Source organism: Acinetobacter sp. 231_lipA, assembly GCF_058243005.1.
This window is the reverse complement of sequence record NZ_JBZAYU010000001.1, coordinates 405495-420424: the sequence shown is the minus strand read 5'-3', so window position 1 is coordinate 420424 and position 14930 is coordinate 405495. Positions and strand designations below refer to the sequence as shown.

15 protein-coding genes are annotated in these 14930 nt (G+C 41.4%); 6 read left to right on the top strand and 9 right to left on the bottom strand.

All coding sequences use genetic code 11. From position 1 onward, the window contains the following. Positions 1-179 precede the first annotated feature (179 nt). The gene (locus AC4CUX_RS02190) at positions 180-1556 is read left to right on the top strand and encodes a diguanylate cyclase (protein WP_490792136.1); all 1377 of its coding nucleotides are present in this window, start codon (positions 180-182) and stop codon (positions 1554-1556) included. Positions 1557-1612: 56 nt separating this feature from the next. Here AC4CUX_RS02190 and AC4CUX_RS02185 read toward each other — a convergent pair whose 3' ends face one another. From AC4CUX_RS02185 to AC4CUX_RS02160, 6 genes are all read right to left on the bottom strand, one after another. Then, positions 1613-1972, bottom strand: a complete 360-nt coding sequence (locus tag AC4CUX_RS02185) for a cupin domain-containing protein (RefSeq protein ID WP_125273255.1) — start codon at positions 1970-1972, stop codon at positions 1613-1615. Between the two features lie 86 nt (positions 1973-2058). Continuing rightward, positions 2059-2607 (bottom strand): GTP cyclohydrolase I FolE, encoded by a 549-nt coding sequence (gene folE, locus AC4CUX_RS02180; RefSeq protein WP_171054237.1) that lies wholly within the window; start codon positions 2605-2607, stop codon positions 2059-2061. A gap of 93 nt (positions 2608-2700) precedes the next feature. Next, positions 2701-3387 (bottom strand): Smr/MutS family protein, encoded by a 687-nt coding sequence (locus AC4CUX_RS02175; RefSeq protein ID WP_004695682.1) that lies wholly within the window; start codon positions 3385-3387, stop codon positions 2701-2703. A gap of 252 nt (positions 3388-3639) precedes the next feature. After that, positions 3640-4449, bottom strand: coding sequence for an SDR family NAD(P)-dependent oxidoreductase (locus AC4CUX_RS02170; protein WP_114837171.1), 810 nt, complete (start codon positions 4447-4449; stop codon positions 3640-3642). 41 nt (positions 4450-4490) lie between these two features. Further along, positions 4491-6125: a long-chain fatty acid--CoA ligase gene (locus tag AC4CUX_RS02165; RefSeq protein ID WP_490792135.1), complete on the bottom strand. Its 1635-nt coding sequence runs from the start codon at positions 6123-6125 to the stop codon at positions 4491-4493. A gap of 70 nt (positions 6126-6195) precedes the next feature. Beyond that, the gene (locus AC4CUX_RS02160) at positions 6196-6690 is read right to left on the bottom strand and encodes a 2,4'-dihydroxyacetophenone dioxygenase family protein (protein WP_114837173.1); all 495 of its coding nucleotides are present in this window, start codon (positions 6688-6690) and stop codon (positions 6196-6198) included. Positions 6691-7036: 346 nt separating this feature from the next. On the opposite strand from AC4CUX_RS02160, the gene AC4CUX_RS02155 reads away from it, so the two are divergent. From AC4CUX_RS02155 to AC4CUX_RS02145, 3 genes are read left to right on the top strand one after another with little or no spacing between them, the layout of a single operon-like run. Then, positions 7037-7870 carry an AAA family ATPase gene (locus AC4CUX_RS02155; RefSeq protein WP_228254593.1) on the top strand — a complete coding sequence of 278 codons (834 nt, stop codon included), beginning with the start codon at positions 7037-7039 and terminating at the stop codon, positions 7868-7870. Next, positions 7852-8421 (top strand): winged helix-turn-helix domain-containing protein, encoded by a 570-nt coding sequence (locus tag AC4CUX_RS02150; protein WP_228254594.1) that lies wholly within the window; start codon positions 7852-7854, stop codon positions 8419-8421. Before AC4CUX_RS02155 ends, AC4CUX_RS02150 begins: the two co-directional genes overlap by 19 nt. A gap of 14 nt (positions 8422-8435) precedes the next feature. Continuing rightward, complete coding sequence (locus tag AC4CUX_RS02145) at positions 8436-9692, top strand: LuxR C-terminal-related transcriptional regulator (protein ID WP_490792134.1); 1257 nt, start codon at positions 8436-8438, stop codon at positions 9690-9692. Between the two features lie 115 nt (positions 9693-9807). On the opposite strand, the gene trpC is transcribed toward AC4CUX_RS02145, so the two are convergent. The 3 genes from trpC to AC4CUX_RS02130 are packed head-to-tail and all read right to left on the bottom strand — an operon-like array spanning position 9808 to position 12278. Continuing rightward, entirely contained in the window at positions 9808-10614 is an 807-nt protein-coding gene (gene trpC, locus AC4CUX_RS02140; protein ID WP_062034010.1) for an indole-3-glycerol phosphate synthase TrpC, read from the bottom strand. A gap of 16 nt (positions 10615-10630) precedes the next feature. Continuing rightward, positions 10631-11677 carry an anthranilate phosphoribosyltransferase gene (gene trpD, locus AC4CUX_RS02135; protein WP_005400478.1) on the bottom strand — a complete coding sequence of 349 codons (1047 nt, stop codon included), beginning with the start codon at positions 11675-11677 and terminating at the stop codon, positions 10631-10633. Positions 11678-11693: 16 nt separating this feature from the next. Further along, positions 11694-12278 (bottom strand): anthranilate synthase component II, encoded by a 585-nt coding sequence (locus AC4CUX_RS02130; protein ID WP_005400479.1) that lies wholly within the window; start codon positions 12276-12278, stop codon positions 11694-11696. Positions 12279-13119: 841 nt separating this feature from the next. Between AC4CUX_RS02130 and glnA the strand changes: the two genes are divergently transcribed. After that, complete coding sequence (gene glnA / locus AC4CUX_RS02125; RefSeq protein ID WP_005400480.1) at positions 13120-14535, top strand: type I glutamate--ammonia ligase; 1416 nt, start codon at positions 13120-13122, stop codon at positions 14533-14535. 89 nt (positions 14536-14624) lie between these two features. Continuing rightward, positions 14625-14900 carry a hypothetical protein gene (locus AC4CUX_RS02120; protein ID WP_078388621.1) on the top strand — a complete coding sequence of 92 codons (276 nt, stop codon included), beginning with the start codon at positions 14625-14627 and terminating at the stop codon, positions 14898-14900. The last annotated feature ends 30 nt before the right edge of the window (positions 14901-14930 follow it).

The following is a 14930-nucleotide window of genomic DNA, read 5'->3' as shown; positions in this document are numbered from 1 at the left end:
AGCTCCAATAAAGGGGCTTTTTTTATGAAAGTCATTGTTGTTAAAACAACCAAACGTGAGCCTTACTTTTTATAAAGTGATGAAAATGAAAGCTGATGGTGAAAATAAGTATTGAAATTTGTTATATTAATCACATAAATGTCTAGTAAGTCTCAAAAATATATAAATAGGTAAGTTTTATGAATGATGAATGCATGGCTAAATTGGCCGAGCAGTGGGGGAAAATTTGCCAACATTATTCAGTGAATGATCACGTTAAAGCGCAAAATTTTATTCAGCAGCATTCGTCTGTATTGGTTAATGAGTTTTATAGCAATATTGTCTTGGAGCCTGAGGCTGCAGATTTTTTTAAAGATGACATCATTCAACAACGTTTAAAAAACAGTTTAAACCAATGGCTCATTGAAAGTTTCGACGTGGCTGTGAATGAAGCTTATTATGCAGCAGTTGAAAAACAACAAAAAGTTGGGCAGGTACATGCGCGGGTGGGCATTCCTTCTTGGTTGATCATGCGTGGTATTCGTGAGATTGAGAACAAGATCTTGGAACTCTTGGCTGGACTTCCGCTAGAAAATAACCACCACATGCTGAGTTATATGCTGCAAATTATGGGCTTTGCGACAGAAATCATGTGCAGATCCTATGAAGCCAATACTGAGCGAAGCCACGAAGTTAAGCATAGCTATCGTTTATTTTCTGCAATGCAAGATGTCGCGGTACAAAAAGATAAGCAGCGCAGCATTTTACTCGACTGGGAAAATGAGTTGATGTTCAAAGTCTTCTCCGAGCATCCGCAGTTACAACACATTGCTTTGTCTAAGTCGGAATTTGGTCTATGGTTTGTGCATAAAGCTGCGTATGCGTTTACGGGTGCAGAGCAGGTGGAGACTATTATCAGGCTGATTCAACAGGTCGATACCCTCAATTTTGACGTGCTCGACTGTCAAGATCAGGCTCAGAAGGTAGAACGCATTCAAGAAATTCGTGACGTGAACCGACAGATTCAGCATTTGGTCGATCAACTGTTTCAAGTGACCGAATATATAGACTCAGGCAATGACTCACTGACTCAGCTGTTAAACCGTCGTTATTTAAGTACGATTGTGTCGCGTGAAATTAATTTTGCCCGTAAAAATGATGCTGCGTTGAGCCTACTAGCAATTGATGCGGATTATTTCAAACGTATTAATGATAAGTATGGGCATACCGCAGGGGACTTGGCACTGAGTTTTATTGCTGAAGTCTTGTTAGATGTAGCGAAGGGTAGTGACTATGCCTTCCGTGTCGGTGGCGAAGAGTTCTTATTGCTGTTGGTCGACAGTGATCTCACGCGTGCTTTACAAATCGCTGAAACGATTCGCATGCGGATACAAGAAACCCCAATTCGTACCGCTCATGGGCAAAGTTTTAGTTTTACCGTCAGTATTGGCTGTACGGTTTATAATGGTCATCCTGACTATCAACGCTTTTTAGACACTGCCGATTCGGCACTCTATGCAGCCAAAAATAAAGGGCGTAACTGTATTCATGTGACTGAAAAAGTCCTGAGTGTTTAAATCTCAGACTTAAACACGAACTGTTCTAAGACGTTTCAAATCGATTGTTGAGGTGCTTATACCTCAACAATCACATAGTATTTTTTTACAGCTTCAATCACTTCAAATGTGCCGATAAAACTCGGTGGAATAATTCCTGCCTGACCTGCTTTGACTTCAATGAAGTTTTGAGTGTGGGCATCATGAATACGGATGCAGCCTTCCATCACTTGAAAGAATTCTTGTTTATTGTCGGCAAATTGAATATTCCATGAGCCAACTTCACAGTGCCAAATTCCGCAGCCCATGTGTGGGTGTTCATATAGACTATAGGTCTGGCGCTGTGGATTGCCTTGAACCAAACGGTCTGGACGTGGAAAATCAATACTCTGTTCGCCTTGGGTCAAACCATGACCTGCTAACCAAATTGCTGACATTGCGTATTCCTCTAAACAAAAAATGAATCGTTCAATGATATATGCATAAAAAAAGCCCCAACAGAGGTTGAGGCTTTATGTTTCAATTAATAGCTTTCAGGGACTGCACTTAAAAACTCACGACGCTCTTCTTTATTGGTTTTAAAGTCACCAATAAAGGAAACGGTACGTGTAGTCGATTCTTGCTTGCCGACGCCGCGCATCATCATACACATATGTGCAGAATCAATCATAACCGCCACGCCACGTGCACCTGTCACTTCTGCAACCGCTTCTGCAATCTGCTGCGTCAGATTTTCTTGAATCTGTAGACGACGTGCAAACATTTCGGTGATGCGTGCAAATTTAGAGAGTCCAAGGACATTGCCTTCAGGTAAATACGCAATATGTACGCGACCATAAAAAGGCAATAAATGGTGTTCACAGAGTGAATAAAATTCGATATTTTTAACCAGCACCATTTCACGGTTGTCCGATGGGAACACCGCATTATTGGTCACTTCTTCTAAGCTTTTGCTATAACCAGACGTTAAATACGAAAAAGCTTTAGCAGCACGCATAGGCGTATCGAGGAGACCTGGACGGGTTAGGTCTTCACCAACGGCAGTTAAGATGTTAGCGTAGGATTGCTGCATAGACATAAGACGTGTTCACTTACACTGATATTGAACAAGGACGGCATTGTAGCAGAAAACTATTCCAATGCCTTATTTTGGACAAAAATCCGATTACTGTTTAAACTTTGGGTTCTTTTCAGCACGTTTTAGCAACACTAAAACTGCACCTGTGCCACCTTGTTTCTCTGGTGCACTCACAAAAGCCAATACATCGCGGTGTTGACGCAGCCAACCATTCACATATGTTTTTAAAATGGCTTCTGGACCTTTGCCGTGTACAATTTTAATGACATTTTGATTTTCATCTTTGGCCATTTGAATGACTTGTAAAACTGCGACACGGGCTTCTTCAACGGTGCAACCATGCAAGTCGACTGCTTCAAACCAACGAATGTTACCCGCTTTTAAATCTTCAAATACTTTGTGTTGCAGCGTAGCAATGCGATAACTGAGCGCGGCTTGGCTCGCAACAGGGTTGAGCATCGCTTGAGTATCGGACAGCTCAGTTGCATCGGTATGCATAGGGCCTTCAGCCGCTGCACGTTTTGCTAAAGTTTGTGCATCGATTTTTTTCTTTGGATTTTTTTCTATTTTGGCAATGTTCGCGGTCTCCATCTTTTGGACACCTTGCATTTGCTTTTGAAACAACGCGAAATCATCTTCTGGCTCGGGCGGAGCAACTTGAGCTTGGGCCTCAGACTGTTTGATGGCAGTCGAATGCGGATTGGTGATTTGCTTTTTAAAGTCTTTCAGTAAATTAAACTGTTCTTTAGAAAGCGATGAATCATGTTTGCTCATAGTGTCAGAAAAATACGCAAAATAAGAAATTAGGCGATAATTATAGTCTGATTTTCCCTATATTTGAACTGAATTGCATTCATAGAGATTTGCAAAAAATTGCATATCAAATGGCTAATAGTATTCTGCGGGGTGCTCAAGAGAACTGCTGTTCTGTAAGAACTTAAAATGATTGAACCCGAGCAACCATTCTATCTAGATAGACAAATGATGTACTCGGGTTCAGGTTTGGCATGCTAAGTCAGTCGTGACTTAACTTGCACGTAAAGTACGGATGATTTTATCCAGTTTTTTATCGATTTGGTTACGATAAAGGTCAGGCAAGACACGCGAAAGTTTGGCAAGAATACGTGCTTGAGTACTTGGAATGATCATAAATTGGGATGAGAAAATGCCGCTGTAAATTTCCTGACAGGCCTTCTCTAGTGGGAGGCTGCCGCCAAGTTGTTTTAATGCCGCTGTGACTGGTGAACCATTTTTACGTTCGTCAAATACCATCGGTGTTTCAATTTCTGGCGGGCAAACCACGGCAACTTTAATTTTCTGACTACGCAGTTCCATACGTAGCACTTCAGCCAAACCGACCACGCCAAATTTAGATGAGCAGTAACCCGTATAACCATAACAACCGACCAAGCCCGCTGCTGATGCAACTAAAACCAGTTTTGGTGATTTGCCTTGTTGAACCGCTTGCTTGAGATGCGGTAAGGCAGCATGGGCTACATTACGGCTACCGACTAGGTTGATATTAATTTGTCGTAAATATTCTTCAGAAGTCATGTCTTCAAATGATTTTGCAATTGCAATGCCTGCTGAGTTAATCAACAAATCTGGTGTGCCGAATGCAGCCACTGCTTCAGCAAATTTTGCCTCCATTGTACTTTCATTTTGTACATCGACTTCAAAACCACAGACAGCAGGAGAACGCTTTTGCAAATCAGCAACCGCTTGTTCAATCCCAGCATGGGCAAAAATACACACTTGGAAGTTGTCTTTGAGTAAACGTTTAGTCAACTCAAGGCCGATACCGCTACTGCCGCCTGTCACCCAAGCTGTTTTCATCTTCTTCACATCAATATCCTTTTGAATGTTTTGAATGAGCCTTAAACGACTTCGTCTTGAAGTAGAACATGACCAAATTGTTTGCGGAGTTCTACTTTCACAATTTTACCTGTACCGTTGATTGGCAGTGCATCTACAAAAATCACCACGTCAGGAATCTGCCAGCGGGCAATCTTATTATCAAAGTAAGCCAGCACTTCTTCTTCAGTCAGTGTTGAGTTTTCCTGTTTTACGGCAATCAAAATTGGGCGCTCATCCCATTTTGGATAACGTGCTGCAATAGCAGCTGCCATGCGAATTTCAGGGTGACCTACGGCAATATTTTCAAGTTCAACCGAAGAAATCCATTCACCGCCCGATTTGATTAAGTCTTTGGCACGGTCGCAAATGGTCATATAACCGTCTGCATTTAATGTTGCAATATCGCCTGTATCGAACCAACCATCTGCTGTGGTGGCACTTTTTTCTTGGTTGAAATAATGATCGACAATCCAAGGGCCACGAATTTGTAAATTCCCTTGAGTATGACCATCATTAGCTAAGACTTGATTGGTGCTTTCATCAACGATACGTAATTCAACACCAAAAGGTGGACGACCTTGGGTTAAGCGTAACTTTTCAAAGTCTTCAGCACTCAACGTGGCATGTTTTGCTTTCGGTTGGTTCGCTGTTCCCAGTGGACTGGTTTCAGACATTCCCCATGCATGAATGGTGTCGCAAGCATAGTTGTTTTTGAAATCACGAATAATCGACGGTGGGCATGCAGCGCCACCCACGACATTACGGTTCATACTTTCTAAAGTTGTCCCACGTTTTTTCGCAGCTGCAAGTAAGCCTTGCCAGATGGTGGGAACACCTAAAGCCACAGTAACTTTATAGTTGTCTATCAGGTCAACAAGGCTGTCACCATCTAGATTTGGTCCCGGTAAAACCACGCTACTACCGACCATAGCTGCGGCATATGGCACACCCCATGCATTGACATGGAACATTGGAACAACAGGCATGACCACATCATTTGCCGACAGGTTTAATGAGTCTGGCAAGCTAATTGCCATGGTGTGTAATAGGGTAGAACGGTGGCTATACAGTACGCCTTTCGGATTGCCTGTTGTGCCTGAGGTATAACATAAAGAACTTGGGGTTTCTTCGCCGAATTGCGGCCAGTTAAATTCAGCAGATTGGTTTTGAATTAAATCATCATAGAAAATAACATCTGGAAGTGCTGCAATGACTTTTTCATCACGTGCACCGTAACAGATAAATTTTTCAACGGTTGGTACTTTGCCTTGGATTGCGACAATTAACGGTAGAAAAGTTGAATCAAAGAAAATCGCTTTATCTTGTGCATCGTTAATAATGAACACCAGTTGTTCTGGGAATAAGCGAGGGTTGATGGTGTGGCATACATAACCACTCCCTGAAATAGCATACCAAGACTCTAAATGACGGTGGTTGTTCCACGCGATCGTTGCAAGACGATCACCTTGGTTAAGATTAAATGACGTGAAAGCATTGGCTAAACGTTTGCTATTCTGTTGGACCTGTAACCAATTGGTGGTGGTCATTTGACCATTTACTTCACGTGAAAAAATAGAAGTATCTGCGTGGTACTTTGCCGCATGTTCGATTAAATTACTAATCAATAAAGATTGGTGCATCATTTTGCCAAACATTTCATTCATCCTTGGTGACTATTTTTCTAATAAAAAAGGCTATTAGCCGAAGCCAAAAGCCTTTTGGAATTTATTTGTCGCTAAATACAACATCCGAACCTGGTTTAATATAACGCGGCATTTTTTGCCATGTATGTTCAGCCACGACGTGAAGGGTGCGCTCGATCCAACCTGCATCCATAATAAACATCAGTGAATCATCATCATTTAAGTTGACGTTCGCGCCATTAATGACCATGAAGCCTTCAGCACCTTCTGGGGTTGCTAAAGTATGGATCGAACCTGCTGGTTCAAATAAATAGCTGCCAGCCGTTTGAACATCTTCAGGATATTCGACATAATGCCATGAACCTGCTGTTGTATAGAAATGTACAACACCGGTATGGAAGTGACGTGGAAGTATAGTACCCGGTTCAAAACGGGTATGAATGACCCAGACGCCATTATCGGGGTCTAAAAAGCAAGGTGTGACATGCACACCCGGTAGTGCATTTTTGATTTCGCCATCTTTGATGTTAATCGTTAATAATCGATCCTGATGTTTAACTGATTGTGCGATGCTCATGACAAACTCCTTATATGTCTTTGATTTAGAATATGATATGAGATATCAATACCTAAGATTTCCTTAAGCTTGAGCATAACAAGGTTTCAGAAAATGCAAACCACTCGAAAGAATGGAATTCACCTTGTTTGATAAATGCGCGAATGAACAGTTTAAAATAGGGATAGGAATAGTTTTTGATGCTATTTCATATTGCTTAACTGCTGTGCCCCTACTAATTTATAAGTGTTTTAGACTGGAAAATGGCATAACATGATTCGTAGAGGATGATGTTTTGCCCAATGCAAAATTCAGGGAAATGAACATTGCAGATGAAGTTGAATAAAAAACGATTGGATGAATATACATGCAAGTGTTGAAGACTAAACTCAGTCGTCCGAGCATGCAAAATGGCAGGGCCATGCAACGTCCCCAACTGTTAAGTCAGATCGTGGACTATTGTCAGTCTTCTTTGGTTTTTATTCACGCCGCGGCGGGTTATGGAAAAACCACGCTGATGCATCAACTTTCAGAGTCTCTTTTAGCAAAGGGAAAGAAAGTCTGTTGGTTAACTTTGGATGATGATGAAAATGATCCTATTCGACTCTATCAATACTTGCGTTTAGCGCTTTTAGATTTAGAACCACCGCATTCGATCTCTTATGGACAGATCCATAAACAACACATCATTGAACTGACGCAAAAAGTTGCAGAAGAGGATGCTGACACAGTTTTATTTATCGATGAGTTTGAAGCATTAACAAACCCAGAATGTTTAAATATCTTTTGGTGGTTATACCAGTCTTTACCTGAAAATTGTCATTTGGTGATTGCTTCAAGGGTCAAACCCAACTGGAGTTTCGCGAAAGAATATCTATTAGGTCGTTTAAAGTGGGTCACAGAGTCTCAGCTGAGTATCAAACAGCAAGAAAGCAGTGCGCTTATTCAGTTTTTACAACAACAAAACTTTGACCAGCTTGCTTTAAGCACTGAGCTTGCAGAACAACTGATTGATAAAACTGAAGGCTGGTTTACAGGCATTCAGTTCACCAATTTATATTTGAAAGAACATAAAGATATTCATGGCTTTATTCAAAACTTAAGTGGTGCGCACCATCAGATTGTAAATTACCTCAGTGAGCAGGTTTTTTACAACAAGACCCTGAAATTCAGCAATTCTTATTGCAAATTAGTGTACTGAGAAAAATTAATCCAGCTTTGGTCATCGCTTTAACGGGTAATCCTGCTGCACAGCAAATTCTCGATGTCATCAGTCAAAAAGATTTGTTCATTCAAGCGATAGATGAACAGCGTACATGGTATCGCGTGCATCATTTATTTCGAGACTTTTTACAATCGAAGTTTAAACTTTTACAACCTGATGCATATCAGAAAATGCATAGTAAAGCGGCAGAATGGTTCAAACAACAGCGTTATCTGATGGAGGCGATTTATCACGCCCAACAAGCAGAAGATCAGCAGTTGATTTTGTCATTGCTTAACTCGGTGTGTCGTGAACTGATTTTAGAAGGCCGACACTATACTTTCTTGGAGTTGGTCAAACAGATACCAGATTCTGTTTTGGTGCAAAATCCAAATTTGCTCTATGACATTATTTGGACCTTGGTGCTGACCCATCAAGTGACCCTAGCCAATCATTATTTACAGCTCTGGCATAGTGTGGATCAACATGAAACCTTATTACAACATGAGGACCAATTAGGTTTAGCCCCCCTCTCATTGCTGTTTTAGAAGACAAGTTAGATGTGGCTTATAGCTTAGTGCAACAAAACTTAGCACAACTGCCAAGTACCGTTTATTTTGTCCGTGCTCCACTCATAGGAATTGTGGGGTTGTATCACATTTGTTTGGGGCAAATGAGCGAAGCACGAAAGTTGCTGCTACAAACGCGTATTATCTATTTGCAAGGGCATAACCTATATGGTGTGGCAATGGTTGATTGTATTGATGCCCTATGTGATTATTTATTAGGAGATTTGACTCTCGCAGCAGAAAAGTTTGCACAAGTTGGACAGAGCGAGGAATATCGTAAATTAGGCTTAGATGATGACAATAAAGCAGCCATTATGAATATTCTGAGCAGCTTTAAAGCAGACTTGTATTATGAAATGAACCAAATGTCGCAAGTCGAAGTTGCATTAATGGACTTTAAGGGCGGCGGTAATCTAGCAATGCCTGATATGGTGATAGTCGGTTATATTTTGCAAATGCGACTAGCGACCTTGCATCAAGATCAAAGTGCGATACAAACGTGTTTGCACCAAGCACATACCCGTAGTAGCCAATGGTCATTACCTCGACTCGCACAAACCATACAAGCCTATGTGCAACAATCAAGCCCGCTTTCTGCATTAGCTGATACTGAACAGGCAGCATTTCAGCCGTATTTAAATTTTACGAATTTGCTGCGTGGCGATGATTTAATGCTGGTGCGTCAGCAAATTTTCATGGGGCAAGCCGAGCAAGCTAAAGAATATTTAAGCCAGCAGTTAGCATTTTTTAGGATTTATCCGATACGTTTTGCGCGTGTTCAAATTTTGTTTGCACTGGCCCTGTATCAGCTGAAACAACATGAACAGGCTTTTGAGGCGCTACAACAAGCGCTTGAAACCCTCATGCCGACTCAGGCGGTGCGGGTGATTCTAGATGAAGACCCTTTAATTTGGGATATATTAAGTGGGCTAAGTCAGCATTTAAGTCGACAGAAGCAAAAGCATACAGTTGTGTTATTAGAATATATTCAGCAACTTCAAAAGCTCAATCAAGCTGAAAGCAGTGCTGAAGCTTTGATCGGAAGTTCTGGCCTTGAGGCTTTATCAAAACGTGAAGTCCAAATTTTAGAAAAATTAAGCCGTGGCTGTACTGATGCTGAAATATCCGAGTCGATCTTTTTGTCCATCAATACGGTGAAATGGCATCTGCGTAAAATCTATAACAAGTTGCAGGTCCGCTCTCGAATGGAAGCGGTGAATGAAGCCAAGAAGCAGGGTTTAATTGAGTAATTTAAGATTGAATAATTTTTTATATGTTACTGTTTAACGAGATCTTCAACGGCTTTTTGAAAGAACATATCACAAAGTATTCAGGGCAAGGGCATGCCTTACCCTGAATATGCCATTAAAGTGATTTAGGTGTTCCAAACAGCTCAGTAAAGGCGTGGTCTGGACGCGGCTGCTTCATAAAACTTTCACCGACCAAGAAAGCATGAATGTCATGCTCTTGCATCATTGCAACATCCGCTGGGGTCGCAATGCCGCTTTCAGTCACCAGTAGACGAGATGGTTCAAGCAGTTTTTTCAGTCGAATCGAGGTGTTTAAGTCCACATCAAAGGTTTTTAAATTGCGGTTATTGACACCCAATACGCAACGCTCAGATAGACGTAAAGCACGTTCAAGTTCTGCTTCATCGTGTACTTCAACCAAGACATCTAAATTCTGCTCAAAAGCCGTTTTCGACATTTCTTCGAGTTGCTGATCGGACAAGCATGCCACAATCAGAAGAATACAGTCCGCATGTAAAGCACGTGCTTCAATCACCCCATAAGGGTCAATCAGAAAGTCTTTACGTAATGCAGGCAGGGCACAGTGAGAACGTGCAATTTGAATATTTTCATCGGCACCTTGGAAAAAATCGACATCGGTTAAAACCGATAAACATGCTGCACCTGCGGCTTCATATTGCTGCGCGATTTCAGCAGGATCAAAGTTTTCACGAATAATGCCTTTAGATGGTGATGCTTTCTTAATTTCAGCAATTACACCCGGTTGTTTGCTCAGTAAAGACTTTGCAAAACCACGTACAGGAGTTGCCTCAAGTGCCCATTCTTCAACATCTTTATAGCTACGTTGTTTGAGGCGTGCAGCAAACTCTTCCTGCTTGCGATCCACAATTTTGCCTAAAATCGTATTTGCGATATCTACCATGACAAAGTCCTGTCTATCAAGCGTCGTATTGTTTAAGGGTTTTGCTGAATTCAGCAAGGATGCTCATCTTTTCTAAGGCTTGTCCGCCGTAGATGATGTCATGTGCTAAAGCCACGCCTTGTTTATAGCTAGTACAAAGTCCAGAGACATACAGACCAGCACCTGCATTTAAAGCAATCATGTTGGCTGCTTTTTCGCCTTTATCGGATTTATTTTTGCCTAAGGCATCTTTGATTAAGCTTAAACTTTCAGCAGAATCTTGAATGATTAAACCTGTTAAAGTTTGCGATTCGATTCCGACATCTTCAGGTTGAATTTCCCACTCGGTGACTTCGCCATTTTTAAGTTCAGCCACATAAGTGCTTGATGCAAGGCTAATTTCATCTAAACCATCTTTAGAATGAACCACCATGACATGTTCTGCGCCCAGTTGTTTCATCACTTCTGCAATAGGACGGCACAATTCAGTCGAAAACACCCCAATCACTAGACGTTTTACTCCAGCCGGATTCGTAAGCGGGCCAAGTAAATTAAAAATACTGCGAATGCCTAATTCACGACGTGGGCCAACCGCATACTTCATCGCTTTGTGATGATTCGGGGCAAACAAGAAACCGACACCCATTTCGCGAATACAGCGTTCAGTTTGTTGCATGTTTAAGTCAAGTTGGATGCCTGCTTGTTCTAACAGGTCCGAGGAACCCGATTTGGTTGAAACACCACGGTTACCATGTTTAGCAATGGTTGCACCTGCCGCAGCAATCACAAAAGCAGACGCAGTCGAGACGTTAAATAAGTTCTGACCGTCACCACCTGTACCGACGATATCGACTAAATAAGGCACATCACTGACATCAATTTTGATGGCAAACTCGCGCATGACACGAGCTGCTGCGGTAATTTCATCAATACTTTCACCTTTTAAGCGAAGACCCATCATCAGTGCACCAATTTGGGCATCTGTTGCTTCACCATTCATGATGGTACGCATGACGTCTTCCATTTGCGGCTGCGTCAACTCAATATTTTTAGTGATGTTATTTAAAGCTTGTTGCATATTCATTTTTCACTGCACTCATTTATGCGTAAATTTCTAAAAAGTTCTTAAAGATTTGATGGCCATGCTGACTCAAGATTGATTCAGGGTGAAATTGCACGCCTTCAACGGCAAGCGTCTTATGCTTTACACCCATGATTTCTTCAATTGAGCCATCTGCTTCATTGGTCCAGCAAGTCACTTCTAAGCATTCAGGCAAGCTTTCTTGATCAATCACCAGTGAGTGATAACGCGTTGCTGAAAACGGAGAAGGGAGGTTGCTAAAAATGCCTTTATTCGAGTGGTGCATGTCAGACAAACGCCCATGCATCACTTTTTTGGCACGAATGATTTCGCCGCCAAAAGCCTGACCAATGGCCTGATGTCCTAAGCACACCCCTAATAATGGAATTTTTCCAGCAAAATGCTGAATGGCTGGAATGGAAATTCCTGCTTCCGAAGGTGAGCATGGGCCAGGGCCAATCACAAGATACTTAGGTTGCCATCGCTCAATATCCTCCAATGTCACGGCATCATTACGTACTACTTTTACTTCTTGATTTAACTCGCCAAAATACTGGACGATGTTGTAGGTAAAAGAGTCATAGTTGTCGATCATTAAAAGCATGAGCTTAACCTATTGAAATTTATGCACATAAATGTGCTTGAAGAGTCCCGTAGTATTCGTGCGATTACATTATAAAGCTATAAGTAAATTATTTTTCTCATTCAATGACTTGAATGGAGGCACAAAACCGAAATTATCATAGCAAAAAATACACAGCTAGGGCGCGACATTTTTTTTCGGGCCTAAAAATTACAATGGGTTTTGTTACTAACTGATATAGAGTTTATGAATATCTCAGATTCAAATCTTAACGAGAAACCTCGTGGACTATGTGCAAATGATATGAAGCATGCACATTTAAGGAATATAAAAGAATATCTCTTAATGCAGTGAGCCAAAAACTCCCCTAATGTCACCAAAACAGAGCATATTTTTTTACTTGCTCACATCTGAGATGTCGGCTTTATATTTAGTTTGAAAGGAGAGGTTTTTTATTTTTTAAAAATCAAATAAAAACAGTTAATTACGCTGCTTATATTTGATTTAAGGTATATCGCTCGCCGTGATATGAGGTGTGGAAGTCAAATCAAGGCGAAAATAACAGCTTAAAAAGCGCTCTAATTTATAAAAAACGGGTGTAAATCGACCCGTAATATTTAAAAATGCACCATTATGATCCACACTCAAAATCTTTTAGATTAAATGTGAAGAAGCGTGCTTGAATATGGTGCATTTACTTTTTAGCTCAGTATAATAGAGCCAAAGCAAACAGCTTAAAACTGTTATTCTGATAATGAATTCAATATTTTAGCTAAGCTTTTTAAAGTTGGTACGGTAATTGCTTTAGAACAACCAACTACTAACACGCACTAAAGAGTGCAACAAAATTCATCGGAGCAAAATGAGCATGGCGAACAAGGTCCTACAACTCATCCAAGAAAGTGGCGCAAAATGGGTCGATTTCCGTTTTACGGATACTAAGGGTAAAGAACAACACGTAACTTACCCAGCAGATACTATCGACGAAGATACTTTTGAAGACGGTAAAATGTTTGATGGTTCTTCTATTGCTGGTTGGAAAGGCATTGAAGCATCTGACATGATCTTACGCCCAGATGCTGCAACTGGTTTTATCGACCCGTTCTTCGCTGAGCCGACAGTAGTTGTTACTTGTGACGTTATTGAGCCATCAACAGGTCAAGGTTATGACCGTGACCCGCGTTCGATTGCTCGCCGTGCTGAAGAATACCTAAAATCGACAGGTATTGGTGATACTGCATTCTTTGGTCCAGAACCAGAATTCTTCGTATTTGACGAAGTAAAATGGGAAATTGATATGTCTGGTGCGCGCCATACATTGATTGCTGAAGAAGCTGCTTGGTCAACAAACAAAGACTACGAAGGCGGAAACTCTGGTCACCGTCCACGTGTTAAAGGTGGTTACTTCCCAGTTCCTCCAGTTGATTCTTCACATGACATGCGCGCTGATATGTGTGCGCGTATTGAAGACATCATGGGCCCAGGTCGTGTAGAAGTACACCACCACGAAGTTGCATCTTGCCAGTTAGAAATTGGTGTAAGCTTCAACACAATGGTTCGTAAAGCAGACGAAGTACAACAGTTCAAATATGCGGTTTGGAACGTTGCGCACCAATATGCAAAAACTGCGACTTTCATGCCTAAGCCAATGGTTGGTGATAACGGTTCTGGTATGCACGTTCATATGTCAATCTCTAAAGATGGCAAGAACTTGTTTGCTGGTGATGAATACGCTGGTTTGTCAGAAATGGCGCTTTACTTCATTGGTGGTGTAATCAAACACGCTCGTGCATTGAACGCAATTACGAACCCATCTACAAACTCGTACAAGCGTTTAGTTCCGCACTTCGAAGCACCGATTATGTTGGCTTACTCAGCACGTAACCGTTCTGCTTCTATCCGTATTCCTTACGTTTCTAGCCCGAAAGGCAAACGTATCGAAGCTCGTTTCCCAGATCCAATGATGAACCCGTACTTAGGTTTCGCTGCATTGTTAATGGCGGGTCTTGACGGTATCCAAAACAAGATTCACCCAGGTGAAGCAGCTGATAAAAACTTATACGACCTTCCTCCTGAAGAAGAAGCGAAAATCCCTACAGTTGCGCACAGCCTAGATATGGCTCTTGAAGCGCTTCAAGCGGATCACGAGTTCCTTCTTAAAGGTGGTGTATTCACTAAAGAAATGCTTGATGCATATATCGAACTTAAAACTGAAGAAGTGCGTCGTTTGAACACGACAACTCACCCAGTTGAATTTGATATGTACTACAGCTTGTAATTCTGAACTGAATTTCGCTGCAAAAAACCCGCGCTAGCCGCGGGTTTTTTTGTATCATCTGTTTAACTTGAAAAAAATTGATGAGAGCAATGGCACAGCGTAAGAAGCACACCAGTTTTTATCCTTGGATTGACCCTAAAGATCACGACAAAGGTTTTAAGCTAAATTTTTCGATGGTGATTTATATCGAAGTTGGTCGCACCCCTGAAGGCTACAAGCAGGCAGAATTTGTTGCATTGAAAAGCCCTGAGTTAGCACTGGATTATGATTATCCTCAAAGTTTTTACTTGAGTGCTGAAGGTTTTATTTTGGTAAAAACTCCGCAGGGTAAATTTGAAACCATTGCAAAAACAGATAATTGCTAAAGATTGATCTTAGAATTGAATCAATGACAT

Excerpts from the sequence above, each read along its gene's own strand:
- AC4CUX_RS02190 (WP_490792136.1), top strand. The coding sequence starts at position 180 with ATGAATGATGAATGCATGGCTAAATTGGCCGAGCAGTGGGGGAAAATT.
- AC4CUX_RS02185 (WP_125273255.1), bottom strand. The coding sequence starts at position 1,972 with ATGTCAGCAATTTGGTTAGCAGGTCATGGTTTGACCCAAGGCGAACAG.
- folE (WP_171054237.1), bottom strand. The coding sequence starts at position 2,607 with ATGCAGCAATCCTACGCTAACATCTTAACTGCCGTTGGTGAAGACCTA.
- AC4CUX_RS02175 (WP_004695682.1), bottom strand. The coding sequence starts at position 3,387 with ATGAGCAAACATGATTCATCGCTTTCTAAAGAACAGTTTAATTTACTG.
- AC4CUX_RS02170 (WP_114837171.1), bottom strand. The coding sequence starts at position 4,449 with ATGAAAACAGCTTGGGTGACAGGCGGCAGTAGCGGTATCGGCCTTGAG.
- AC4CUX_RS02165 (WP_490792135.1), bottom strand. The coding sequence starts at position 6,125 with ATGTTTGGCAAAATGATGCACCAATCTTTATTGATTAGTAATTTAATC.
- AC4CUX_RS02160 (WP_114837173.1), bottom strand. The coding sequence starts at position 6,690 with ATGAGCATCGCACAATCAGTTAAACATCAGGATCGATTATTAACGATT.
- AC4CUX_RS02155 (WP_228254593.1), top strand. The coding sequence starts at position 7,037 with ATGCAAGTGTTGAAGACTAAACTCAGTCGTCCGAGCATGCAAAATGGC.
- trpC (WP_062034010.1), bottom strand. The coding sequence starts at position 10,614 with ATGGTAGATATCGCAAATACGATTTTAGGCAAAATTGTGGATCGCAAG.
- trpD (WP_005400478.1), bottom strand. The coding sequence starts at position 11,677 with ATGAATATGCAACAAGCTTTAAATAACATCACTAAAAATATTGAGTTG.
- AC4CUX_RS02130 (WP_005400479.1), bottom strand. The coding sequence starts at position 12,278 with ATGCTTTTAATGATCGACAACTATGACTCTTTTACCTACAACATCGTC.
- glnA (WP_005400480.1), top strand. The coding sequence starts at position 13,120 with ATGAGCATGGCGAACAAGGTCCTACAACTCATCCAAGAAAGTGGCGCA.
- AC4CUX_RS02120 (WP_078388621.1), top strand. The coding sequence starts at position 14,625 with ATGGCACAGCGTAAGAAGCACACCAGTTTTTATCCTTGGATTGACCCT.